This is a genomic window from Dyella halodurans (genome assembly GCF_026283925.1).
Taxonomy (GTDB): Bacteria; Pseudomonadota; Gammaproteobacteria; order Xanthomonadales; family Rhodanobacteraceae; genus Dyella; species Dyella halodurans.
The window spans coordinates 267,525-290,255 of record NZ_JAPDPF010000007.1 but is presented as its reverse complement, the minus strand read 5'-3'; the positions used below and the strand labels follow the sequence as shown (position 1 = coordinate 290,255).

The 22,731-nt window shown below is 64.4% G+C and carries 21 protein-coding genes and 1 tRNA gene; 9 read left to right on the top strand and 13 right to left on the bottom strand.

Annotated features, from left to right (window positions below):
- Window positions 1–292: 292 nt before the first annotated feature.
- The 8 genes from moeB to ndk all read right to left on the bottom strand — a co-directional run bounded on the left by moeB (window position 293) and on the right by ndk (window position 8,419).
- Window positions 293–1,462 carry a molybdopterin-synthase adenylyltransferase MoeB gene (moeB, locus tag OUZ49_RS15600; RefSeq protein ID WP_266151427.1) on the bottom strand — a complete coding sequence of 390 codons (1,170 nt, stop codon included), beginning with the start codon at window positions 1,460–1,462 and terminating at the stop codon, window positions 293–295.
- A gap of 64 nt (window positions 1,463–1,526) precedes the next feature.
- The gene (gene der / locus OUZ49_RS15595; protein WP_266151425.1) at window positions 1,527–2,924 is read right to left on the bottom strand and encodes a ribosome biogenesis GTPase Der; all 1,398 of its coding nucleotides are present in this window, start codon (window positions 2,922–2,924) and stop codon (window positions 1,527–1,529) included.
- A 21-nt stretch (window positions 2,925–2,945) separates the two neighbouring features.
- Window positions 2,946–4,172 carry an outer membrane protein assembly factor BamB gene (bamB, locus tag OUZ49_RS15590; RefSeq protein WP_266151424.1) on the bottom strand — a complete coding sequence of 409 codons (1,227 nt, stop codon included), beginning with the start codon at window positions 4,170–4,172 and terminating at the stop codon, window positions 2,946–2,948.
- Window positions 4,169–4,813, bottom strand: coding sequence for a YfgM family protein (locus OUZ49_RS15585; RefSeq protein ID WP_266151422.1), 645 nt, complete (start codon window positions 4,811–4,813; stop codon window positions 4,169–4,171). Before OUZ49_RS15585 ends, bamB begins: the two co-directional genes overlap by 4 nt.
- A gap of 150 nt (window positions 4,814–4,963) precedes the next feature.
- On the bottom strand, window positions 4,964–6,013 hold the full coding sequence (locus OUZ49_RS15580; protein ID WP_380003989.1) for a RodZ domain-containing protein: 1,050 nt from the start codon (window positions 6,011–6,013) through the stop codon (window positions 4,964–4,966).
- Window positions 6,010–6,792: a type IV pilus biogenesis/stability protein PilW gene (pilW, locus tag OUZ49_RS15575; RefSeq protein WP_266151442.1), complete on the bottom strand. Its 783-nt coding sequence runs from the start codon at window positions 6,790–6,792 to the stop codon at window positions 6,010–6,012. Before pilW ends, OUZ49_RS15580 begins: the two co-directional genes overlap by 4 nt.
- A gap of 4 nt (window positions 6,793–6,796) precedes the next feature.
- Window positions 6,797–7,933: a dual-specificity RNA methyltransferase RlmN gene (gene rlmN, locus OUZ49_RS15570; protein WP_380003987.1), complete on the bottom strand. Its 1,137-nt coding sequence runs from the start codon at window positions 7,931–7,933 to the stop codon at window positions 6,797–6,799.
- Window positions 7,934–7,993: 60 nt separating this feature from the next.
- The gene (gene ndk, locus OUZ49_RS15565; RefSeq protein ID WP_266151419.1) at window positions 7,994–8,419 is read right to left on the bottom strand and encodes a nucleoside-diphosphate kinase; all 426 of its coding nucleotides are present in this window, start codon (window positions 8,417–8,419) and stop codon (window positions 7,994–7,996) included.
- 236 nt (window positions 8,420–8,655) lie between these two features.
- On the opposite strand from ndk, the gene OUZ49_RS15560 reads away from it, so the two are divergent.
- The 3 genes from OUZ49_RS15560 (at window position 8,656) to OUZ49_RS15550 (ending at window position 13,042) form a co-directional block, all read left to right on the top strand.
- The gene (locus OUZ49_RS15560) at window positions 8,656–9,279 is read left to right on the top strand and encodes a TetR/AcrR family transcriptional regulator (RefSeq protein WP_266151418.1); all 624 of its coding nucleotides are present in this window, start codon (window positions 8,656–8,658) and stop codon (window positions 9,277–9,279) included.
- 76 nt (window positions 9,280–9,355) lie between these two features.
- A complete protein-coding gene (locus OUZ49_RS15555) occupies window positions 9,356–11,743 on the top strand; it encodes a 3-hydroxyacyl-CoA dehydrogenase/enoyl-CoA hydratase family protein (RefSeq protein WP_266151417.1) in 2,388 nt (795 codons plus the stop codon).
- 90 nt (window positions 11,744–11,833) lie between these two features.
- The gene (locus OUZ49_RS15550; RefSeq protein WP_266151416.1) at window positions 11,834–13,042 is read left to right on the top strand and encodes an acetyl-CoA C-acyltransferase; all 1,209 of its coding nucleotides are present in this window, start codon (window positions 11,834–11,836) and stop codon (window positions 13,040–13,042) included.
- A 104-nt stretch (window positions 13,043–13,146) separates the two neighbouring features.
- Here OUZ49_RS15550 and OUZ49_RS15545 read toward each other — a convergent pair whose 3' ends face one another.
- Window positions 13,147–14,070, bottom strand: coding sequence for an alpha/beta fold hydrolase (locus tag OUZ49_RS15545; protein WP_266151415.1), 924 nt, complete (start codon window positions 14,068–14,070; stop codon window positions 13,147–13,149).
- Window positions 14,071–14,459: 389 nt separating this feature from the next.
- On the opposite strand from OUZ49_RS15545, the gene OUZ49_RS15540 reads away from it, so the two are divergent.
- From OUZ49_RS15540 to OUZ49_RS15525, 4 genes are all read left to right on the top strand, one after another.
- The gene (locus tag OUZ49_RS15540; RefSeq protein WP_266151414.1) at window positions 14,460–15,344 is read left to right on the top strand and encodes an oxidoreductase; all 885 of its coding nucleotides are present in this window, start codon (window positions 14,460–14,462) and stop codon (window positions 15,342–15,344) included.
- A gap of 39 nt (window positions 15,345–15,383) precedes the next feature.
- Complete coding sequence (locus tag OUZ49_RS15535; protein ID WP_266151413.1) at window positions 15,384–16,382, top strand: AraC family transcriptional regulator; 999 nt, start codon at window positions 15,384–15,386, stop codon at window positions 16,380–16,382.
- A gap of 119 nt (window positions 16,383–16,501) precedes the next feature.
- On the top strand, window positions 16,502–17,059 hold the full coding sequence (locus OUZ49_RS15530) for a methylated-DNA--[protein]-cysteine S-methyltransferase (protein WP_266151412.1): 558 nt from the start codon (window positions 16,502–16,504) through the stop codon (window positions 17,057–17,059).
- Window positions 17,056–17,805, top strand: coding sequence for a 2OG-Fe(II) oxygenase (locus OUZ49_RS15525; protein WP_266151411.1), 750 nt, complete (start codon window positions 17,056–17,058; stop codon window positions 17,803–17,805). Before OUZ49_RS15530 ends, OUZ49_RS15525 begins: the two co-directional genes overlap by 4 nt.
- An 81-nt stretch (window positions 17,806–17,886) precedes the next feature.
- On the opposite strand, the gene OUZ49_RS15520 is transcribed toward OUZ49_RS15525, so the two are convergent.
- From OUZ49_RS15520 to OUZ49_RS15505, 4 genes are all read right to left on the bottom strand, one after another.
- Window positions 17,887–17,962 (bottom strand) — tRNA-Gly (locus tag OUZ49_RS15520).
- Between the two features lie 56 nt (window positions 17,963–18,018).
- Window positions 18,019–18,627, bottom strand: coding sequence for a CDP-diacylglycerol--glycerol-3-phosphate 3-phosphatidyltransferase (gene pgsA / locus OUZ49_RS15515; protein WP_266151410.1), 609 nt, complete (start codon window positions 18,625–18,627; stop codon window positions 18,019–18,021).
- Between the two features lie 50 nt (window positions 18,628–18,677).
- Entirely contained in the window at window positions 18,678–20,504 is a 1,827-nt protein-coding gene (gene uvrC, locus OUZ49_RS15510; protein WP_266151408.1) for an excinuclease ABC subunit UvrC, read from the bottom strand.
- Between the two features lie 19 nt (window positions 20,505–20,523).
- On the bottom strand, window positions 20,524–21,000 hold the full coding sequence (locus OUZ49_RS15505) for a low molecular weight protein-tyrosine-phosphatase (RefSeq protein ID WP_266151407.1): 477 nt from the start codon (window positions 20,998–21,000) through the stop codon (window positions 20,524–20,526).
- Between the two features lie 50 nt (window positions 21,001–21,050).
- Between OUZ49_RS15505 and OUZ49_RS15500 the strand changes: the two genes are divergently transcribed.
- Together OUZ49_RS15500 and OUZ49_RS15495 are read left to right on the top strand one after the other, a co-directional pair.
- Entirely contained in the window at window positions 21,051–21,299 is a 249-nt protein-coding gene (locus tag OUZ49_RS15500) for a hypothetical protein (protein WP_266151406.1), read from the top strand.
- A gap of 175 nt (window positions 21,300–21,474) precedes the next feature.
- The gene (locus OUZ49_RS15495; protein WP_266151405.1) at window positions 21,475–22,701 is read left to right on the top strand and encodes an MFS transporter; all 1,227 of its coding nucleotides are present in this window, start codon (window positions 21,475–21,477) and stop codon (window positions 22,699–22,701) included.
- The last annotated feature ends 30 nt before the right edge of the window (window positions 22,702–22,731 follow it).

Genomic DNA, 22,731 nt, shown 5'->3' with positions numbered 1-22,731 from the left:
TATCCAACGGAGTGCTACCAGCTCTAGAGGCCATTTCTTTGGGTTACTTTTCTTTGGGCCAGCAAAGAAAAGTGACTCGGCTGCCGGCAGGCAGTCGAAACGCCCGCTGCGTAAGCGGCAAGCTGGCCATGGCGCTTGGTTTTAGCGTGACCGCGAGCACCCGCCCCTCATCCCACCCTTCTCCCCGGAAGGGAGAAGGAGCAAAGCAGCGCCCGCTGCGTCCTATAGGGACTTCCTTAGGTCGTAACAGGCACGCCGGTGAAAAAGCGCGGCTGGCGCGCAAAAAGCCGGCTCAACCGGCCGCCGCACACATCTGCTGGATATCGTGATAACCCTGGAACGTCGCGTGCGCGCCACAACCCGGACAACCCGGATCCCGCGGCAACCGCGTCTCGCGAAAGCGCATGGACAGCGCGTCGAAACTCAGCAATCGACCGACCAGAGGCTCGCCCAGGCCAAGAATCAACTTGAGCGCCTCGGTCGCCTGCAGCAAGCCGACGATGCCGGGCAGAACGCCGAGCACGCCAGCCTCGCTGCAATTGGGTGCTTCCGCCGCCGATGGCGGCTCCGGAAAGAGGCAGCGATAGCAAGGCGAATCCGCACGCCGGGGATCGAACACGCTGACCTGGCCCGTGAAGCGCTCCACGGCGCCATAAATCATCGGCATCTGCAGCCTGAGTGACGCGGCGGCCACCAGGTAGCGTGCAGGGAAATTGTCCGCGCCATCGATCACCAGCTCATGGCCGCCGAGCAGGCGCTCGACACTGTCCGCCTGCAGCCGCTCTTCGCGCGTCTCCACCTGCACACGCGGGTTCAATGCCGCCAAGGCGATGCGTGCCGACTCGGCCTTGGCCATGCCCACGCGTGCGTCGGCATGGATCACCTGTCGATGCAGGTTGGATCGCTCCACCCGATCGTCGTCGATCAGGGTCAGCCTGCCCACGCCGGCGGCCGCCAGGTACAAGGCCGCTGGCGCACCCAGGCCACCCGCACCCAACAGTGCAATGCTGGCGCGCGCAAGCCTGGCCTGCCCTTCCTCGCCCACCTGCGGCAAGCGCAACTGGCGCGCGTAGCGTTCGGCGGCGTCGGCATCCAGCGCACCCGTGGCGGTAGGCAAACCCTCGGCCTTCCAGCGGTTATAGCCGCCCGCGACGGAAACCACATGGCGATAGCCAAGTCGAAGCAGGGCTTCGGCGGCGAGCAATGAACGCTGGCCGCTGCCGCACAAAGCCATCAGCGGGCGCTCCCGGTCCGCCTCGGCCTGCTCGATGCGCAGCTCCAGAAAACCGCGGGACAGACCCAGTGCGCCAACCGGCGTGCCCGCAGCGCGCTCGCCGTCTTCACGCACATCGATCAACAGCGCGCCTTGCGCCTGACGCGCCAAGGCGTCAGCCGGAGCAATCTCGGGAATGCGCTGGCGTAAGTCGGCCAGCCAGGTATCGCGATCGTTGGCAGTACTCATGCGACTAGCATAAAGCGTATGCCGGGCCACGGCGCATCAAGGCCGTGGCTGGATGCCATCGCGCTTAGTTACGCTTCTTCATCTCGCGGATCATGCGCTGGCGCTTGCGCTTCTGGCTGTCCGTAAGCATGTTCTTCTTGCCGGCAAACGGATTCTCGCCATCACGGAACGAGATGCGCACCGGCGTGCCTTCCAGCTTGTAGCGCTTGCGGAAGAAGTTCTCCAGATAGCGCCGATACGCCGGGGCGATGTGCTTGGTACGGCTGCCATGGATGACGATGGTCGGCGGGTTGGTGCCACCCGGATGCGCGAAGCGCAACTTCGGCACGTGGCCGCGGACCAGCGGCGGCTGATAGCCCTCGTAGGCCAGCTCCAGCGTCTTGGTGAGCTCGGACGAGCTCAGTTCCTTGGTCGCCGCATGATGGGCATGCACCACGGCGCGCATCAGCTCACGCAGGCCGGATCCGTGCAGCGCGGAAATGAATACCGTCTTGGCCCAGTCGACGAATTGCAGGCGACGCTCCAGCGCACGCTGGCATTGCTCGCGGTCGTAGGCCTCCATGCCGTCCCACTTGTTGACGGCGATCACCAGCGCCCTGCCCTCGTCCACGGCGTGGCCGATGAGGGTGAGGTCCTGGTCGGCGAGGTTCTCGCGTGCATCGACCATCACCACGACGACTTGGGCGGCAGCCATGGATTGCAGGGTCTTGATGACGCTGAATTTCTCCACCGCCTCTTCAACGCGCGCCTTGCGGCGCACACCGGCGGTGTCGATCAAGGTGTAGCGCTTGCCATCACGCTCCAGCGGCACGCGGATCGGATCACGCGTGGTACCGGCAACGCTGGACACGATCAAGCGATCCTCGCCCAGCAGGCGATTGATCAGGGTGGACTTGCCGGCGTTCGGGCGACCGACGATGGCAACGCGAATGCTGCCGGCCTCGCCCGGATCGACGACTTCCTCGACCTCGGGGGGCAACAGCCGCTCGGTGGCAGCGACCAGGTCTTCCGTGCCGCGGTTATGCGCGGCGGCCAGCGGCAGCGTGTTGGCAATGCCGAACACGGCGAATTCCGCCATCGCGTTCTGCAGATCGAGGCCATCGGTCTTGTTGACCGCGGCAATGATCGGCTTTCCGCTGCGCCGCAGCTCGGCGAGGATGGTGCGGTCCTGCGGCAGCAGGCCGTCGCGCGCATCGACGACGAACACGAGGACGTTGGCTTCCTCGATGGCGAAGCGCACTTGCTGCGCGGTAAGCGCATCAATGCCCTCTTCCACCTCGGTGAGGCCGCCCGTATCGACCACCACGAACGGGCGTGTGCCGGTGCGGCACACGCCGTAATGGCGATCGCGGGTGACACCTGGCATATCTGCGACCAGGGCATCACGGCTGCGCGTCATGGCATTGAACAGGGTCGATTTACCGACGTTGGGGCGACCGACCAGAGCTATGACGGGCAACATGCTTAGACATCCGTTCCGCTATCAGTGTGCGGCCAGACGATAAGCGCCAATGCGGCCCTTCACGTCGACCACGAACACAGTGTCACCCACCACCAGCGGCTGGGCGCGAATGGGCTTCTTGGACAGGCGCTCGCGAGCGGCCAGCGCGCCGTCGCCGGTCTGCAGCCAATGCACGTAGCCTTCCAGGTCGCCTACCACGACAAAGTCGCCCTGCACGGCCGGCCCGGTGAGCCAGCGGTACTTGAGCTTGTCGTTCTTCCACATGTCGGCGCCGCCGTTCTTGTCGAACGCCCACACCTGCGAATCGGCGTCGACGCCAAACAGCGCGTTGTTGCCGATATCGAGCGAGGTGAAGGTGGAGAACGGACGGCCCCACAGCGGACGACCGCTGGGACCATCCACGGCGACCAGGTTGCCGTGATAGGCGGCACCGAACAGCGTGCTGCCATCGAGCAGGATGCCGCCATCGGCGTCGCTGAGACGATCGATCTCGGTGCGCCCCTCGCCACTGGCGAGGCGCTGTTCCCACAGCTTGTCGCCGGTGTCCAGACGCAGCGCAATCAGCTTGCCGTCGTCGCTGCCGAAGAACACCACGCCGTTCGCCACCAGCAGCGGACCTTCGCCACGCAGGCTGAGCAGGGGAACGTTGCCCTGGTCATAAACCCAGCGACGTTCACCCGTGCTGCTGTCGAAGCCGTACAGACGGCCATCGCCCGTGCGCGCAATCACCAGGTTGCCGGCAATGGCCGGCGAAGCCACCACCTCGGAATTGACCACGGACTCCCAACGCGGGCTACCGTCCTTCGCGTTGATGCCGTAGACATGGCCATCGAGCGTGCCGACCACCAGCAGGTCGCCCACCACCGTCGGGCCACCGGCGTAGAACGCGTCTGCACGCTTCTTGTCGCCCCAGCCGAACCAGCCTTGCGTGCGCGAGCTCTTGGACCACAGGGTCTTGCCGCTGGCCGCGTCGATGGCGGAAATCTTGCCGTCAGTGCTGGCGAGATACAGCACGCCATCAGCAAAGGCCGGACGCAGGCGCACGCCACTCTCGCCTGCGCCTTCGCCCACCGAGTTGGTCCACACGCGGGTGACCTGGACCGTGGGCTTGAAGTCCTTGGCCAGCGGGGTCGGCGGCTGAACGTTTTCCTTCTTGAACGAATGGCAGCCGGCAAGGGCCACCAAGGAGGTCAGCGCAACAAGCAACACACGCTTCATCGCACTGCGCTTCATCACTTCAGGTTTCATGCACCCTGCTTCCCGGCCACGGCCAGATTATCGATTTTCATCTGCACGCTCTGAGGCGCGTTCTCGCCCAACGCCGACTTGGCGGCTTCATACGCCTTGCGGGCATCGTCTGGACGCCCAAGCTTGACCAGTACATCGCCGCGTAGTTCCTGGGCCGATCCTTCATAGCTCTTGAGCGGCATGCGATCGAGCGCAGCCAGCGCGTCAGCGCCCTTGCCCTGAGCCAACAACACCTGCGCAATGCGCATTTCGGTAAGCGCCTTCAGCTCGGCATTGTCGGCATGGCTCTCAGCCCAGTTCAGGGACTCCACGGCCTTGTCCAGTTGGTTCGCCTGCACCTGGCGCTGGGCGCGATCGCTCACCGCAAACATGGCGTAAGGCGTATCGGTGTAATCCTTGAGCAACTGCTCGGTCAGCGTGTCCGCGCCCTCGACCTTGCCCGACGACACCGCCGCCTGGATCTGCTGATAGAGGTTGGCGGCCTCGGCCTCATGACCGGCCTTGTGCTTGTTCCACTGCTGCCAGCCAAAGATGCCGACCAGACCGATCGCGATGCCAACGACGATCGACAGGCCGTTCTGTCGCAGCCATTGCTGTACGCGTTCGCTCTGTTCGTAATCGTCGTACGCTTCAAATGCCATGCAATCACCCTTGGGAGCCGCACATCGAAGGCACTTGCGACGCGCCCGTCATGCGGAAAAAGAAATCAGCTCGACCAGTCCGCTCGTTGTCGAGCAGACAATGGGCAAGCATAACCGATTGCGCCGGACCGCACAGGTTCGGCGCGATGATCAGGCGCCGGCCGGCTCGGCCTTGCCGTCGCGCATTTCGATGCGGAAATGGGCGACATTTGCGCGACGATAGCTGTCCAGCGCCATCGGCTGACCGTCCAGCGTGACCTGCGCGCCAGTGGCGTTGCCGATACGCACTTCCATCGGCTGGTCGCTGTGGTAGGTCTTGGAGCTGCCGGCCGGCAACAGGCCGTATTCGAGGCGCGAGCCGTCCTTGGTGGTGACTTCGACCCAGCTGGCGGCCTCGAGGCTCAGCACCAGGCTGTGGGCACCATTGCCGGCGGGCGTGGCAGCAGGCGCCGGTGCCGGCGCGTGGGATGCGTCATTGCCAAGGTTCGGGAACGGTGCCATCGATGCCATCAGCGGCTGCTGGTCCGGCGCCGGAGCCGACGTGGCAGGGGCAGGAGCAGGCTGGGCCGCAGGTGCGGCGGCCACCGTGCTCGCGTTATTGGCGTCACTTTCAGCCGGCGTGGCCGCGGGAGCCGCAGCAGCGCTGCTAGCGCTCACCGGCGCATCCACCTGGGCCACCGGGGCGGCATCCAGCGGGGCCAGATGACTGACATCGCGATCCAGCGTGCCGCGCACGCCGAGCCAGATGGTGGGTACGACGATCGCCGCCGTCAACACAACGTAGGTGGCCGCGCGAGCGTAGTTTTCCAGCAGATAACGCGAATGCGAAATGCCGCCCGTAGCGACCAGGGTCGGCTGGCTCGGGCGGAGTTGCCGGAGTTCCGCCTTCACCGCGGCTTCGTCTATCCCCAGGTAGCGTGCGTACTTGGTGAGGTAGCCCTCCAGGTAAACCTGGTAGTCGATGCCGCTGTAATCGTTGCCCTCGAGCTGGCGAACCACCCTGGTCGGCAGGCGCAACGCGTGCGCGCATGACTCTATGTCCACGCCGCGCTTTTCGCGTCCCGCACGCAGACGACTGCCCAGGCTGCCTTCGATCGCTTCCAACGATGAGTGTTCCGTGTCCATGGTGGCTTCGGGTGTTTCAGTAAGAGGGATGGCTCGGTTGCCGCTGTGGGCCGAATTTGACTGCTGGGATGTCATTGGCTTGCAGTTGCGTCGAGGGCGTGCGCCTGTTCCGAATCCGGGAACTGGCTTTGCAGTCGCCTACCATAGTTGAGAGCAGCATCCCTGTTGCCCAACCGGGCTTCAATATCGTGACCAAGCTTGAGTCCCGCCGCCGAGGGCTGGCCCAGCGCGTCGAAACGCTGAACAAAGGCCCGGGCACGGAACGCATCACCCTGAAGATAAAGCACATTGGCGAGCTGATACAACGTCTCGCCATTCATCGGGTCAATCTGCAGGGCCTTGCGGAAGTCCACTTCGGCGCCGGCGTAATCCTGCGTACGCATCAGGCAGGTACCGGCGTTGGTCCAGGCCAGCGACGGAGTCTGATAGAACGGGTCGGCGACCGCCTTCTGAAAATACGGAATGGCCTCGGCCGTCTTGCCTTCCTTGTTGCACAGGAACCAGCCCAGATTGTTATTGGTATCGCCCTTGCTCGGCGCCAGCGACTGGGCCTTGCGGTAATGCAGCTCCGCATTGGGCAGGTCGTTGATGCGCTCGAACAGGACGGCGATGACGGTGTGGGCCGGCACGTAGTTCGGGTCGAACTCCAGCGCCTTGTTGAGCTTGACCAGGGCGTCCTGCAGGTCGCCGTTCTGCATGTACTGCTGACCGAGATCGGTATGGACGCGGGCGCCCTCCTCCTTCTGGTCGGCCTTGGTCGTGCGCGGGATCTTGGTCGACAAGCCCCCGGCATTGTTAGTCGTCGTCGAAACACATCCCGCCAGCAATGCCGCAACGCTGGCCCCCAACAACATCCGATCAAGCCGCATGACTCGCCCCCTCGTCCAGACGCTTGCGAAATTCGGCCTGGCGACGGGTGCGGTCCAATACCTGCCCTTTGAGCTGGCCACAGGCCGCGTCGATGTCATCGCCGCGAGTCCGGCGCAACATGGTCAGCACGTGGGCATTGAGCAACTGGGTCTGGAAGGCGCGTATCGTCTCGGCGTCAGAGCGCTCGAAACGAGTGCCAGGAAATGGATTGAACGGAATCAGGTTGACCTTGCACGTGGGCATGCGGCGCATCAGCTTGATCAGCTGGCGCGCGTGCTCGGGCTGGTCGTTGACACCCTTCATCAGGGTGTACTCGAAGGTGATCGAGGTGCGCGGCTTGCGATCCAGCCAGCGCTGGCAGGACGCCATCAGCTCGGCGATCGGATAGCGCTTGTTGAGCGGCACCAGCTCGGTGCGCAGCTCGTCGTTCGCCGCATGCAGCGACACGGCCAGCGACACGTCGATGGTTTCCGACAACTTGTCGATCATCGGCACCAGGCCGGCGGTGGACAGGGTGACGCGCTTGGCGGCCAGGCCGAAGCCCAGGTCGTCGCGCATCAGGCTCATCGCCTTGGTGACGTTGTCGAAGTTCAGCAGCGGCTCGCCCATGCCCATCATCACCACGTTGGTGATGCGGCGGTTCTGGTGCGTGACGTTGCCAAGGTATTTTGCCGCCACCCACATCTGGCCGATGACTTCGGCCGTGGACAGGTTGCGGTTGAAGCCCTGCGTCGCGGTGGAGCAGAACTGGCAGTTGAGACCGCAACCCACCTGCGAGGACACGCACAGCGTGCCGCGAGTCGGCTCCGGGATGTACACCGCTTCGATGGCGTTACCGCCATCCATGCCGAGCAACCACTTATGCGTGCCGTCGACGGCACCCTTCTCGAACAGGGTTTTCGGCGGGCCGACATAGCAAGACGCCTCGAGCTTGGCTCGAAGCGTCTTGCCCACATCGGTCATGTTTTCGAAGTTGTCTTCCAGGCGATGGTAGATCCACTTCATCACCTGCTCGGCGCGATAGGGCTTCTCACCGAGCTGCGCAAAGAAATCACGCAAGCCTTGGCGATCGAAGTCGAGCAGGTTGACCTTCTCGGATGTAGTGGAAATTGCCTGATTCATCATCTTCTACGTTGCGGCCTTGGACGGCCGCTTTCTGACCTTCGCGTTCGTGGACGAACGCAATTAGCGACTAAAGACTTCCGTCTCGGCGAAGAAGTACGCGATCTCGACCTTCGCCGTCTCGGCGGCGTCGGAACCGTGTACTGCGTTGGCGTCGATGGAGTCGGCGAAATCCGCGCGGATGGTGCCCGGCGCAGCGTCCTTCGGATTGGTGGCGCCCATCAGGTCGCGATGCTTGAGGACGGCGTTCTCACCTTCCAGGGTCTGGATCATCACCGGGCCCGAGATCATGAACTCGACCAGGGCGTTGAAGAACGGGCGCTCGCGATGCACGGCGTAGAAGCCTTCGGCTTCCTTGCGCGACAGGTGCTTCATCTTGGCAGCGACGATCTTCAGGCCAGCCTTTTCGAAACGGGCGTAGATTTCACCGATCACGTTCTTGGCAACGGCGTCGGGCTTGATAATGGAAAGGGTGCGCTCCAGCGCCATGAGGGTCTGCTCCGGGAAAACGGGTATCTGAATGGGCGGGCCGGTCGTTACCGGCAAATTACGCCAAATCCGGCGCTTATATGCGGATTTAGCTCACGAAAGTTTGACAGATTCTAACTGATACGCAAGCCGGCCGCAGGGCCCGGGACGGCCAGGTCCAACGATCGTTTGACGGCTGCAAATCGACCCGCGTATGCTCAAACGATCGTTTGATTCCTCGTTCAGGCCCACGACCCATGCCCGCATCCAGTGCCGCCCTGCCGACCAAGGAACGCATCCTCGGCGCCGCCGAGGAATTGTTTGCCCAACACGGCTTCGAAGGCGCCTCGCTGCGCCAGCTGACCGCCGCCGCCGGGGTCAACCTGGCCGCCGTGAACTACCACTTCGGCTCCAAGGACCGCCTGATCGAGGAGGTGTTCCGGCGCCGGCTGGACCAGCTGAACGGACGCCGCATGGCCGCCCTGCAAAAGATCGCCGGGGACCCAGCCACGACCATCGAGGACGTCCTGGAGGCCTTCATCGCGCCTGCACTGGAGCTTTCCCACGATGCCAGTGGTTCCTTGTTCATGCGCGTGCTGGCCCGGGCCTTCGCCGAGCATGACGACACCTTGCGCAAGTTCTTGTCGGAAAACTACGGCCACGTGATGCGCCAGTTCACCGCTGAATTCGCCCGCCTGCTGCCCAATCTCAGCAAGGAAGAGCTGTATTGGCGGGTCGACCTGGTGACCGGCGCCCTGACCCACGCCATGTCGGGCTTCGGCATGATCCAGCGAAAAAGCGACGTGCCGGAGCACCAGCACCGCGAGCAGACCGCCGAGCACCTGATCGGTTTCGCCGCCGCAGGCCTCAAGTCACCCTGAATTCGTCACCTGACATCCCCCGGCCGCGCACGGCCGCCTGTCCCACCTTTTTGTGTCTCGCACTACGGAGAAGCCAATGACCGCAACATCCTTACCCAAGGCAGCGCTACGTATCCGCAAGGCCGCGGTACTCGGCGCCGGCGTCATGGGGGCGCAGATCGCTGCGCACCTGACCAACGCCGGCGTCGAAACCGTGCTGTTCGACCTTCCGGCCAAGGAAGGTCCCAAGAGCGGCATCGCCCTGAAGGCCATCGCCAATCTGCAGAAGCTCTCGCCTGCCCCGCTGGCGGACAAGAACGTCGCGGCGGCGATCATCCCGGCGAACTACGACGATGACCTGGGGCACCTGCAGGACGTGGACCTGGTGATCGAAGCGATTGCCGAACGGATGGACTGGAAGCTCGATCTCTACAAGAAGATCGCCTCGCACCTGTCCAAGACGGCGGTGATTGCCTCCAATACCTCGGGCCTGTCGATCAACGCGCTGGCCGAGGCGCTGCCGGAAGAAATGCGCCATCGCTTCAGCGGCGTGCACTTCTTCAATCCGCCGCGCTACATGCACCTGGTCGAATTGATCCCGACCCGGCTGACCGACAAGAATGTGCTGGAAGGCCTCGAGGCGTTCCTCACCACGGCGCTGGGCAAGGGCGTGGTCTACGCCAAGGACACGCCGAACTTCATCGGCAACCGCATTGGCGTGTTCTCGATGCTGGCGACGATGTATCACACCGAGCAGTTCAAGCTCGGCTTCGACACCGTCGACGCCTTGACCGGTCCGGCCGTGGGCCGTCCCAAGAGTGCGACCTACCGCACCGCCGACGTGGTCGGCCTGGACACCATGGCGCATGTGATCAAGACCATGGCCGATACGCTGTCCGACGATCCGTGGCACGAGTACTTCAAGGCCCCCGTATGGCTGCAGGGCCTGATCGCCAAGGGCGCACTCGGCCAGAAGACCGGCGCCGGCTTCTATCGCAAGGCCGGCAAGGACATCGTGGTCATCGACGTGGCCAAGCAGGACTATCGCCCGTCCGAGCAGAAGGCCTCGGATGAGGTGTCGGCGATCCTGGCCATCAAGGACCCCGCCGAGAAGTTCGGCAAGCTGCGCGCCTCGGCCGATCCGCAGGCGCAGTTCCTGTGGGCCACCTTCCGCGACCTGTTCCACTACACCGCGTATCACCTGGGCGATATCGCCGACACCGCGCGCGATGTCGACTTCGCCATCCGCTGGGGCTACGGCTGGAAGCTCGGTCCGTTCGAGACCTGGCAGGCCGCTGGCTGGCAGCAGGTTACCGGCTGGATCGCCGAAGACATCGCCGCCGGAAAGGCCATGAGCCGGGCGCCGCTGCCGGCCTGGGTCACCGATGGCCGCACCGGCGTGCACGGCAAGGAAGGTTCCTGGTCGGTCGCCTCGGGCAGCTACAAGCCGCGCTCGCAGCACCCGGTCTACCAGCGCCAGCTGTTCCCCGATCCGATCCTGGGCGAGAAGTTCGACCAGGGCAGCACGGTGTGGGAGAACGACGGCGTGCGCCTGTGGACCCTGGGCGACGATGGCGTGGGCATCATCTCGTTCAAGACCAAGATGAACACGGTCAACGACTACGTGCTCGATGGCGTGCAGCAGGCGATCGATATCGCCGAGCAGCAGCTCAAGGCGGTGGTGCTGTGGCAGACCGGCGAGCCCTTCTCGGCTGGCGCCGATTTGAAGGGCGCGCTGGGCCTGCTGCAGGCCGGCAAGTTCGACGACTTCGACAAGATGGTGACGAACTTCCAGCGCACCAGCATGCGCATCAAGCACTCGCTGGTGCCGGTGGTGGCCGCGGTACGCGGCCTGGCCCTGGGCGGCGGCTGCGAGTTCCAGATGCATTCGGCCCGCACGGTCGCTGCATTGGAAAGCTATATCGGCCTGGTCGAGGCCGGCGTGGGCCTGCTGCCGGCGGGCGGTGGTTTGAAGGAGCTGGCCGTGCGTGCGGCCCAGGCCAATCCGGAAGATCCGTTCGAGGCACTGAAGAAGGTGTTCGAGACGATCGCCATGGCCAAGGTGTCCGGCAGCGCGATGGAAGCCAAGCAGCTGGGCCTGCTGCGCGACAGCGACGTGGTCGTGTTCAACGCGTACGAGCTGTTGTACGTGGCCAAGAAGGTCGCCCTGTCGCTGGCCGAAAGCGGCTGGCGTCCGCCGATGCCGGCCCGCGCCATCCCGGCGGCCGGCGACGTCGGCACCGCGACGTTCAAGGCCTCGCTGGCCAACCTGCAGGAAGGCTATTTCGCCTCGCCGCATGACGTGGCCATCGCCGCGCGTATTGCGGACACGCTGTGTGGTGGCCAGATCGAACGCGGCTCGTCAGTCGACGAGGAGTGGCTGCTGAGCCTGGAGCGCAAGCACTTCGTGGAGCTGGCCAAGACCGAGAAGACGCAGGCACGCATCGCCCACACCATGACCACGGGCAAGCCGCTGCGTAACTGATGAGGCTCGTCGTCCCTGCGCAGGCAGGGATGACGAACAAAAACTTGAGTGCGTCGCTGCGACCTACGCGCGACAACACGGAGCAAAACCATGACCAAGCAAGTACAAGACGCCTATATCGTCGCCGCCACCCGTACCCCGGTCGGCAAGGCGCCGCGCGGCGTATTCCGCAACACCCGTCCCGACGACATGCTGGCCCACGTGATCCGTGCCGTGATGGCGCAGGCACCGGGCATCGACCCGCACCGCATCGACGACGCCATCATCGGCTGCGCCATGCCGGAAGCCGAGCAAGGCATGAACGTGGCGCGCATCGGCACCCTGCTCGCCGGCCTGCCGTATACCGTGCCGGGTGTCACCATCAACCGCTTCTGTTCTTCGGGCGTGCAGGCGATCGCGATGGCGGCCGACCGCATCCAGCTCGGCCTCGCCGACCTGATGATCGCCGGCGGCACCGAGAGCATGAGCATGGTGCCGATGATGGGCCACAAGATCGCGATGAACCCCGCCATCTTCGCCAACGACGAAGACCGCGCCATCGCCTACGGCATGGGCATTACCGCCGAGAAAGTGGCCGAGCAGTGGAAGGTCACGCGCGAGCAGCAGGACGCGTTCGCCGTCGAGAGCCATCGTCGCGCACTCGCCGCCATCGCTGCCGGTGAGTTCAAGGAAGAGATCACCCCGTTCCAGCTTGACGATCACTATCCCGACCTGGTCAGCCGCGGCATCAAGACCGACAGTCGCCTGATCGACACCGATGAAGGCCCCCGCGCCGGCACCACGCTCGACGTGCTGGCCAAGCTGCGCACGGTGTTCCGCAACGACAAGTTCGGCGGCAGCGTGACGGCCGGCAACTCCTCGCAGATGTCCGACGGCGCCGGCGCCCTGCTGCTCGCCAGCGAGCAGGCGATCAAGGACTACAACCTCACCCCGCTCGCTCGCTTCGTCGGCTTCTCCGTCGCTGGCGTGAAGCCGGAAGTGATGGGCATTGGCCCGAAGGAAGCGATTCCGAAGGCGCTCAAGCAGACCGGCATCAAGCAGGACCAGCTGGACTGGATCGAGCTCAACGAGGCGTTTGCCGCCCAGGCACTCGCCGTGATGGGCGACCTCGGCCTCGACCCGAGCAAGGTCAACCCGCTGGGCGGCGCCATCGCCCTCGGCCATCCGCTCGGCGCCACCGGCGCGATCCGCGCCGCCACCCTGATCCACGGCATGCGTCGTCGCAAGCAGAAGTACGGCATGGTGACCATGTGTATCGGCACCGGCATGGGCGCGGCGGGCGTGTTCGAGGCGCTCTGATTCCCGGCACCATCGCTTGAAACGAATACGGCGCCGTAGCGATACGGCGCCGTTTTTGTTTCCGCGTACAAGTCACCGCAGAACCTGGCAGTCAGGCGATGCGATCAGGGATGCGTCTTCGGTCCATCGATAAAGGCGCTTATCGCCGTGATGGTCGGGCCCGTTGCTTCTTCCATCAGCCAATGGCCCGCATTAGGCACCACCAGCTCGGTGACATTGGTCGCGGCGTTGCGCATCACGGCGGCTTCGTTGGCGCCAAAGGATTTCTCGCCGCCGATGGCCAGGACCGGCATCGGCAGTTTCGTCGCCATGGCGAGCTTGTTGTCCTCGGCGTCCTTGCGGATCGAGCGGAACTGCGCAAACGCGGAGTGCATGGCGCCAGGCCGCGCATAAAGCTCGGCGTAATGCTGACGGGACGCTTCGTCCATTTTGGACGGATCTCCCGCAAACTCGTTCCAGAAACGGTCGAGATAGATGCGCTCACGTCCTGCCACCAGCCTCTCCATATCGGGCCCACCGAAGTCGAAATGCCATAGCGCAGGCAGGCGGACGATCTGGTCCCACGGTGGAATGCCCGGAACCGGCGCATCCATTACAACGAGCTTGTCGGTCTTGTCCGGATAACGCGCCGCATAGGCATAGGCGACCATCGTGCCGATGTCATGACCCACGACCACCGCGTGATCGATATGCAACTGCGTCAGCACGGAGCGGATATCCGCGGCCTGGGTGCGCTTGTCGTACCCCTCCTCGGGATGGGACGACAGGCCCATGCCGCGCAAATCAGGCACCACGACCGTGTGATGGCGCGCCAACACCTCGGCCAGCGGCTCCCACATGTCCCCGGTATCGCCGAAACCGTGCAACAGCACCACGGCCGGGCCCTTGCCACCCACGCGCACATGAAGCGTGGCGCCATCGGTTTGCAGTTCCTTGACCTGGAACGAAGCGGGGTAAGGCTTCACGCCCGCCGACGCGGGCAGGCTGATCGCGAGTACGCCTAGAACGCCAAGCAGAAAGCGAACCATGATGTTGACCCTTTTGCTGGAAGCGATGATGCGCACAAGGGCGTGGCCGGCCCTGCTGACTGGCTGGCACGCACTCATGAGCTACTAAGACGAGGTTCCCCGGTGCCGAGGATCAGTTGGCGAGTGTCGCGGATATGTGACGGAGAGCCGTGCTGATGACCTTCGCTTGACCCCAAGGACTCGACGCATGAATCAACAACAGCGGCCATGGCCGCCTGAACTTTGTTGGAAACTGGATTGCCCCCTTTTTCTGACCAGACCAAGCACGTCGCCGGATCTGGCCCGCCCAATTTGGCGCAATCCGATTATTTCTTCCACCCTCCCCCCGCCTAACGTGTGCACATCCCGGGCTCCTCCCCTGCCCGCGTAACCCACGTTAGGAGACTCGCATGTCACAGGTTTGGCTTATTACTGGTAGTTCGCGCGGCTTTGGCAAGGCGCTGGCCGAGGCCGTACTCACGGCCGGCCACTCGCTGATCGCCACCGCGCGCAATCCCGCTCAACTCGCCCCGCTCGTGGAGCGCTTTGGCGAGCGCGTGCGCGCGATTGCACTGGATGTCACCGACGCGGCGGCGGCACGGACCGCGATGCAGGCTGCCGTGGATACGTTCGGTCGACTGGACGTGGTGGTCAACAACGCCGGCTACGGCAACCTGGCGTCGATCGAAGAAGGCGACGATGCCGACTTCCGCGCCCAGCTGGAAACCAACTTCTTCGGCGTGGTGAACGTCACGCGCGCCGCCCTGCCGATACTGCGCAAGCAGCGCAGCGGTCACATCATCCAGTTTTCGTCCATTGGCGGGCGCATTGGCGTACCGGGCGTGGCGGCCTATCAAGCCGCGAAATGGGCGGTCGAGGGTTTCTCCGAGGTACTCGCCAAGGAAATCGCTCCGTTTGGCATTCGTGTCACCTTGGTCGAGCCAGGTGGCTTCCGCACCGACTGGGCGGGTCCTTCCATGACGATCCACGCGCCCCGCGCGGATTCGGATTACGCGCCTACCCTTGGCCCGATTATCGAATTGATGCGAGCCCATGGAGGAAACGAAGCGGGGGATCCAGTAAAGGCAGCGCAAGCGATTCTCAGCATCGCCCATACGCCTGAACCACCCTTGCGTTTGCTGCTGGGTTCCGACGCGGTCTTTCTGGCCGAGCAACAATCCAGGCGCATGGCCGCCGAAGATGCGAAATGGCGTACGCTCAGCCTGTCCACCGATTTCGACAGCACGCCAGAGGCCGTCGAAGAACGCTTTCGCATGCTGCGCTCGCTAGGCTGATGACTTCGAATAGATAGACCATCGCGTGAGAGTACGAACGTGAGAGCCGACCAGATTCCACTGAGCCGTGGTGTATTCGAACGCTTGACGGCGCTCGCAATGGACGTGCCCGCCGTACTGAAACAGGCGGGTTTGCCTGCTGACCTGATCGGGCAAACCCGCGTCGTTTTGACCACGTCTCAATTCTTCAACCTGTGGCGTGCCGCCGAAGCGCTCTACGACGACCCCAGCCTGGGTCTGCGCCTGGGTGATGGCGCCCGCCAGGAGGTCTATGACGTCGTGTCGCTGGCGGCGCTGCACTCGGCAACCCTCGGCGAAGCCATACAGAAGCTCGCTCGTTACAAGCGCCTTACCTGTCCCGAAGACATTAGTATCGAGTTGAGCCGTGATGACGCCGCAGTGAGCGCGCGCTGGATGCTGGCGGAAGGCCACGCGCCGCATTTCCTGATCGATGCGGTGTTCGCCGCTCATCTGGCGCTGGCCGAACGCGGCACGGGGCGCAGCATCCGCTTGAAGCGACTGGAATTGACGCGCAGGCCGACCGCCACCGAGGTACTGCACGGGCACTTCCATTGCGAGCTGCGCTTCAATGCAGCGCAGGACCGCATCGTGTATGAGCGGGCCGACCTCGACCTGCCCTTCATCACCCACGACCAGGACCATCTGGCCAGGCTGCTCCCCACGCTGGAAGCGTCGCTACAGGAGCAGAGCGCCACCACCTCGTTGCGTGACAAGGTATGGAATGTCCTGGCACGCGGCATGCGCGGCAGTCACCTGCGCATGGCGCAGGTCGCCGACGCCTTGCATCTGAGTCCACGCACCTTGCAGCGCAAACTGGGTGAGGCGGGCACCAGCTACCAGCAACTGCTGGATCAGGTGCGTCGTCACCTGGCACAGCGCCTGCTGAATGCGACCGATCTGGATACCGGCGAGATCGCCTTCCTGCTCGGCTTCGAAGAACTCAACTCGTTCAACCGCGCCTTCCGCCAATGGGAGGGAGAAACGCCGACACGCTGGCGCTCAACGATTGCCGGATAGCCTGAAACAGCGGATCGCAAGAATCGGAGTGTGCGCCTACGCCCCGGTCGCTAGATTGGCTCCACGGCATCCACGTTGGGAGACGATCGATGATTTCGTTCGGGACAAACGCAAAACACATGGAAGCGACACGGGACACACGGCGCCGCGCGCCTGCATGGTCACCCGCCGCCACCACGGAAAACCTGGTGTTCGCCATCGGTACCTGCTCGCTGGGCACGCTGATGGTTGCCCGCCACGGCGGCGGCATCTGCGCCATCCTGCTCGGTGATTCGCGGGCAGACGTACTGGACGACTTGCAGCAGCGCTTTCCCGACGCCGCCATGATCGAGGGCGATCGACAGGCGACGCGGCTACTGCACAAGGTCGTTGCGCTGGTCGAGTCGCCAAGGACAGCCGTCGAGCTTCCTCTCGACATGCGCGGAACGCCATTCCAGCAACGGGTCTGGCAGGCGCTACGGGATATTCCGGTCGGGTCGACCACCACGTATGCCGACATCGCCCGCCGCATTGGCGATCCGCGAGCGGCGCGCGCAGTGGCCCAGGCTTGCGCCGCCAACCGCCTGGCCATCGTCATCCCGTGTCACCGGGTCGTGCGCAGCGACGGATCGCTGTCCGGCTATCGCTGGGGCGTCGAGCGCAAGCGCATGCTGCTGCAGCGGGAGGCCCGCGCATGACTGCACGGCCACAAGGCAACTTGGCGCTCGAACGGCAGGGAGGCATCGCGGCACGCATCGAAGCGATCGACTGGACGCGTGTCACCGCGGACTTGGACGCGCAGGGAAGCGCGATGCTGGACGGATTCCTGTCCGCCGACGAATGCTCGTCGCTTGCCGCGATGTACACCGAGGAAGAGCTGTTCCGCAGTCGCGTCGTGATGGGACGACACGGCTTCGGTCGCGGCGAGTACAGGTACTTCCGCTATCCCCTGCCCGAACTCATCGCCGAACTACGCACGGCGATCTACCCTCATCTGGTGCCGTTGGCCAACCAATGGAAGGAGGCCATGGGATTCGACGTGCGCTATCCGGCCCAGCATGGCGACTTCATCGAACGCTGCCACGCCGCCGGCCAGTCGCGCCCCACGCCACTGTTATTGCAGTACGGCCCCGGCGATTACAACTGCCTGCACCAGGACCTCTACGGCGAGCACGTGTTTCCGCTGCAGATGGCGATCCTGCTATCGGCGCCCGACCGAGACTTCACTGGCGGTGAATTCGTACTGACCGAACAGCGTCCACGTATGCAATCGCGCCCCGAGGTCGTGCCGCTACGCCAAGGCGATGCGGTGATCTTTGCCGTGCATCATCGCCCCGTACAGGGCACGCGCGGCACCTACCGCGTGAACCTGCGCCACGGCGTCAGCCGCGTGCGCTCGGGACAACGCCATACGCTGGGTATCATTTTCCACGACGCGCAATGACGACGCCCTGCGCAAGGGCAACAAAAAAGCGGCCCAGGGCCGCTTTTGAGTGTTGACCGCGATGCATCGGTCAACGGAATTTGGAGCGGGAAACGAGACTCGAACTCGCGACCCCGACCTTGGCAAGGTCGTGCTCTACCAACTGAGCTATTCCCGCATCGGAGCCGCGCATTGTAATGACTAAACGACGGCCGTCAAGCCTTCGTCACAAATTCATTCATCCTCGCCGCGCGGGACGGGAATCGGATGGTCGCCGCGCAGGCTGGGCCAGGCGGCGCGCAGGTAGTACACGCCGGACCAGATGGTGAGGATGCCGGCGATCACCAGCAAGGCCTCGCCGATGTGGTACAGGCGCAGCGCCTCGGCGCTCTTTTCGTGCTGCACGATCAGCACCACCAGCGCCACCATCTGCATGACCGTCTTCAGCTTGCCGATGAAGGCCACCTTGACGGTGGCGCGCATGCCGATCTCGGCCATCCACTCGCGCAACGCCGAGACGCTGATCTCACGGCCCACGATGATCGCGGCGGTCACCGCCATCAAGATGCCCGGCCAGCCGCCGCGGTGCGACTCCACCAGCAGGAACAGCGTCACGGCCACCATCAGCTTGTCCGCGACCGGATCAAGGAACGCGCCGAAGGCCGAGGTGAGGTTCATGCGGCGGGCCAGGTAACCGTCCAGCCAGTCGGTGATCGCGGCCAGCAGGAACACGATGGCCGCGGTGATGTTGTGCCCCGGAAACTGCCAGTAGAAGACGACCACCATGACCGGCAACAGCAGCACGCGGAACAAGGTGAGCCAGGTTGGCAGGTTGATGCGCATAAATCCTTTCCGGGTGGGTTCTTGCAAGGGCACGACCGCATCAAGCCCGGCTAGCCATGGAGCACAGCATAAATGCGTTCGGCCAGGCCGCGATCAATTCCCTTGACCTGCGTGAGCTCTTCCACACCCGCAGCCTCGACACCCGCGAGGCCACCAAACGCCTTCAACAGCGCCGTGCGGCGGCGCGCGCCAATGCCCGGGACATCCTCCAGCACGCTGCGCTCGCGCGCCTTCTCGCGGCGCTTGCGGTGGCCACTGATGGCAAAACGATGTGCCTCGTCGCGCACCGCGGCGACGAGATGCAGTGCAGGTGATGCCGGACCGGGGTGCAACTGGCGGCCCGAGTCGGCGAGGATCAGGGTCTCTTCGCCAGCGCGACGACCGGGGCCCTTGGCCACGCCGATCACATGAATACCGGTGACGTTGAGTTCCTGCAGCACGTCCAGCGCCTGCGCCACCTGCCCGCTGCCGCCGTCGATCAGCAGGACATCCGGGCGGGCGCCCTCGCCCTCCGCCACCTTGCGGAAGCGGCGCACCAGGACCTGATGCATGGCGGCGTAGTCATCGCCCGGCGTGATACCGCTGATGTTGAAACGTCGGTAATGGGACTTCTCCGGACCCTCCGCGCCGAACACTACGCATGAGGCCACGGTCAGCTCGCCCTGCGTGTGGCTGATGTCGAAGCACTCCAGCCGGCGCGGAGGTTCGTCCAGTTCCAGCAGTTTCTGCAGGTCATCAAAGCGCGCGCCTAGCGTCTGTCGACTGGCCAGGCGCGCGGTGAGCGAGGCCTGCGCATTGCGCTCGGCCATTTGCAGGAAGCGCGCCCGTTCGCCGCGCACGCTGGATTTCAGTTCCACCGTGCGCCCGGACTGCGCGGTCAGCAGTTCGGCCAGGATCTGCTGGTCCGGCACCGGCTCGCCGAGTATCAGTTCGCGCGGCACCGGCCGATCGAGGTAGTACTGCGCGATGAACTGCTCCAGCACGTCGGCGGGCTCGGCGTCGAACGGCAGGCGCGGAAAGAAATCGCGCGTGCCCAGGCTGATGCCGTTGCGGAAAAACAACACGCTGACGCAGGCCATGCCCGCCTCGATGCGACAGGCAAGCACGTCCATATCGGCGCTGGCACCCTGCACGTGATGCTGTGCCTGCAACTGTCGCAGCGCGGCCACCTGGTCGCGCATGGCCGCGGCCCGCTCGAACTCCAGCGCCTTGGCAGCCTGCTCCATCGAACCGGCCAGCTCGTCGATCACCGCGCTGCTGCGTCCTTCGAGGAACATCTCGGCATGGCGCACGTCATTGCGGTAGTCGTCCACGCTGATCAGCTTCACGCAAGGCGCCGTGCAACGACCGATCTGGTGCTGCAGGCACGGCCGCGAACGGTTCCTGAAATAGCTGTCCTCGCACTGGCGCACCTTGAACAGCTTCTGCATCAGGTTGAGGCTTTCGCGCACGGCAAACGTGCTTGGATACGGCCCGAAATAGCGCCCCGGCATATTGCGCGCACCGCGATGGAAGGCCAGCCGCGGATAGTCCTCGCCACCGGAGAGGTAGATATATGGGTAGCTTTTGTCGTCGCGCAGCAGGATGTTGTAGCGCGGCTTGAGCGACTTGATCAGCTGCGATTCGAGCAGCAGCGCCTCGCCCTCGGTGCGCGTGACGGTGATTTCCGCGCGGGCGATCTGCGCCACCATGGCGGCGATGCGCGGCTCCATCCTCGGCTTGAGGAAATAGCTGCCGACGCGCTTCTTCAGGTTGCCTGCCTTGCCCACGTACAGCAAGTCGCCGTCCGCGTCGAAGTAGCGATAGACGCCGGGCGAAGTCGAGAGGGTCTTGACGAAGGCCTTGCCGTCGAAGGCTTGCGGCGGTGAGGGCTGCATGGACGGATTCTAGCCGGTTTCAGCTACCGCGCAGGCGCGCGATCAGCCCATCCACGCCTTGCTCGGCCAGTCGTACGGCCTCGCGAAAGTCAGCGGCTTCGCCGAAGTAGGGATCGGGAAATTCCAGCGGCGAACGCACGCCGCTCCAGGGCAGGAACAACTCGGGTCGCGAACCCTGCGATCGCCGCAGTTGCGCGAGGGCCTCCAGGTTATTGCGATCCATCGCCAGCACCCAGTCATAGGCAAGGAAATCGTCTGCACGCACCTGCCGTGCCTGATGCAACGAAAGGTCGTACCCGGCTGCCGCTGCCGCCTGCTGCATGCGCGCGTCGGCGCCCTTGCCCACGTGCCAGTTGCCGGTACCGCAGGAGGCCAGTACCACCTCCAGCCCGGCCTCGGCACAGCGCTGGCGCGCCACGGCTTCGACCAGGGGCGAGCGGCAGATATTGCCCAGGCATACGAACAGGACGGAGGTCGGCCGGTCTTTCAAAGGCATCAGGACAGTCTCGGATCGCATAGCCCGCTGCCATGCCTGCACGAGTAGCTATGGGCGACTTGCCGCCAACACAAGCGTCGAGCACCTCGACGTTGCGCCACGCCATGGAGCACTGCAAGGATGGCTACGGAGGACCGACCATGGGCTGTCTGCCGTTACCGATACTTTTCGTCCTTGGCTTCCTGATCGGCAAGGCCGTGGGCGGTTCGAGCGGCGCACTATGGGGTGCCGGCCTCGGACTGGTACTAGGCCTGCTGCTGGCAGGGCTGTTTATCACCCTGGTCCGGCGCCGGCGCTGAAAACCCTCACCCCTGCGCCAAGCATGGCTCGGCGCGCTCCAGGGTGACGAGCCCGCGCCTGTTCAGCAACGGCGCGTCTTGCGGCAATCATTTGATTTTCGCGCTGGACGCGCGATGCTGTCGAAGTCGCAAGCACCCGGCCTGGGTTCATTGATGAGTTCGGAGGAGATGGCCGATGTTTGTTCAAATCGGCGTGCTCATCATTGCCACGAGCCTCGTGCAGCTCGCGATCGGCTTCTTCAACACCTTCCTGTCCCTGCGCTTGACCGCCGAGCATTTTGGCCCCGGCTTGAATGGCCTCATCCTCAGCGCCTATTTCGCTGGCTTTACGGTTGGAGCGATGCTGAGCGGGCGCTTGATCCGGCGCATCGGGCATATCCGCTCCTACGCCGCCTTTGCCGGCATGGTGGTGGTGGCGACTGCGGTGATTCCGCTGCTCGTCCAGCCCTTCGTCTGGATCGTCTGTCGCCTGATCGTCGGCGTCGGCTGCGTCGGGCTGTTCATCACCACCGAGTGTTGGCTCAACGCCAAGGCGCGCCCCGAACAGCGGGGCCGCGTCTTTTCCATCTACATGTTCGGCACGCTCGTGGCCTTTGCGATCGGGCAGTTGCTGATCGGCGTGGTGGTCATGGCATCGGCAGCCCCCTTCTTCATCATCATGGGGTTGTTCTCCTTCGCCCTGGTCATCATGAGCACGACGCGAGCCGAGGCGCCGGCCCTCGCATCCGAGCGCACCCTGGGCCTGGGCGAGCTCAGCCAGCGGGCGCCCACCGCCGTGATCGGGTGTGTGGTCGGTGGCCTGGTCAACAGTGCGTTCTACGCGCTGGTTCCGGCGTGGATGCTGGATCAGGGTACCGATCAATCGACCATTGCCATGTTCATGTTCGTCGCCGTGCTCGGCGGGCTCGCCTTTCAAATCCCCGTCGGCCGGCTTTCCGATCGGGGTGACCGACGCATCGTGCTGATCGGCCTGGCGCTGGGCTTCGCGGTGGTCGCCCTGGTGCTGGTGGCGCTACCTCATTCGTTGGTGATGGTGCTGCCGGCGGCGGCGCTGCTGGGTGGCTTCATGTCCACGCTCTATCCGGTCTGCGTCGCCTATGCGCTGGACCACATGACGGCCGATCGCATGGTTGCAGTCAGCGGCAAGCTGATCCTGGTGAATGGCATCGGCGCCGCGCTAGGCCCTTTGATCGGCTCAAGCGTCATGGGGCGCATGGGCATCAATGGACTGCTCTACTTCATGGCCATGGCGGCGGTTGTGCTCGCGGCGGTGGTCGCCAGGCGCATCCGGCTGAGGGCGCCTCCGGCCCAAGTCGCTCGAACCTTCGGCATTCTCGATCCCATGACTGCGCCCATCCTGCAGGAGCCCGACGAGAGTCCTCGCGAATCCGCCGCGGCTTGAAACTCGGTGCGGCTTTCCGGCAGCCATCTG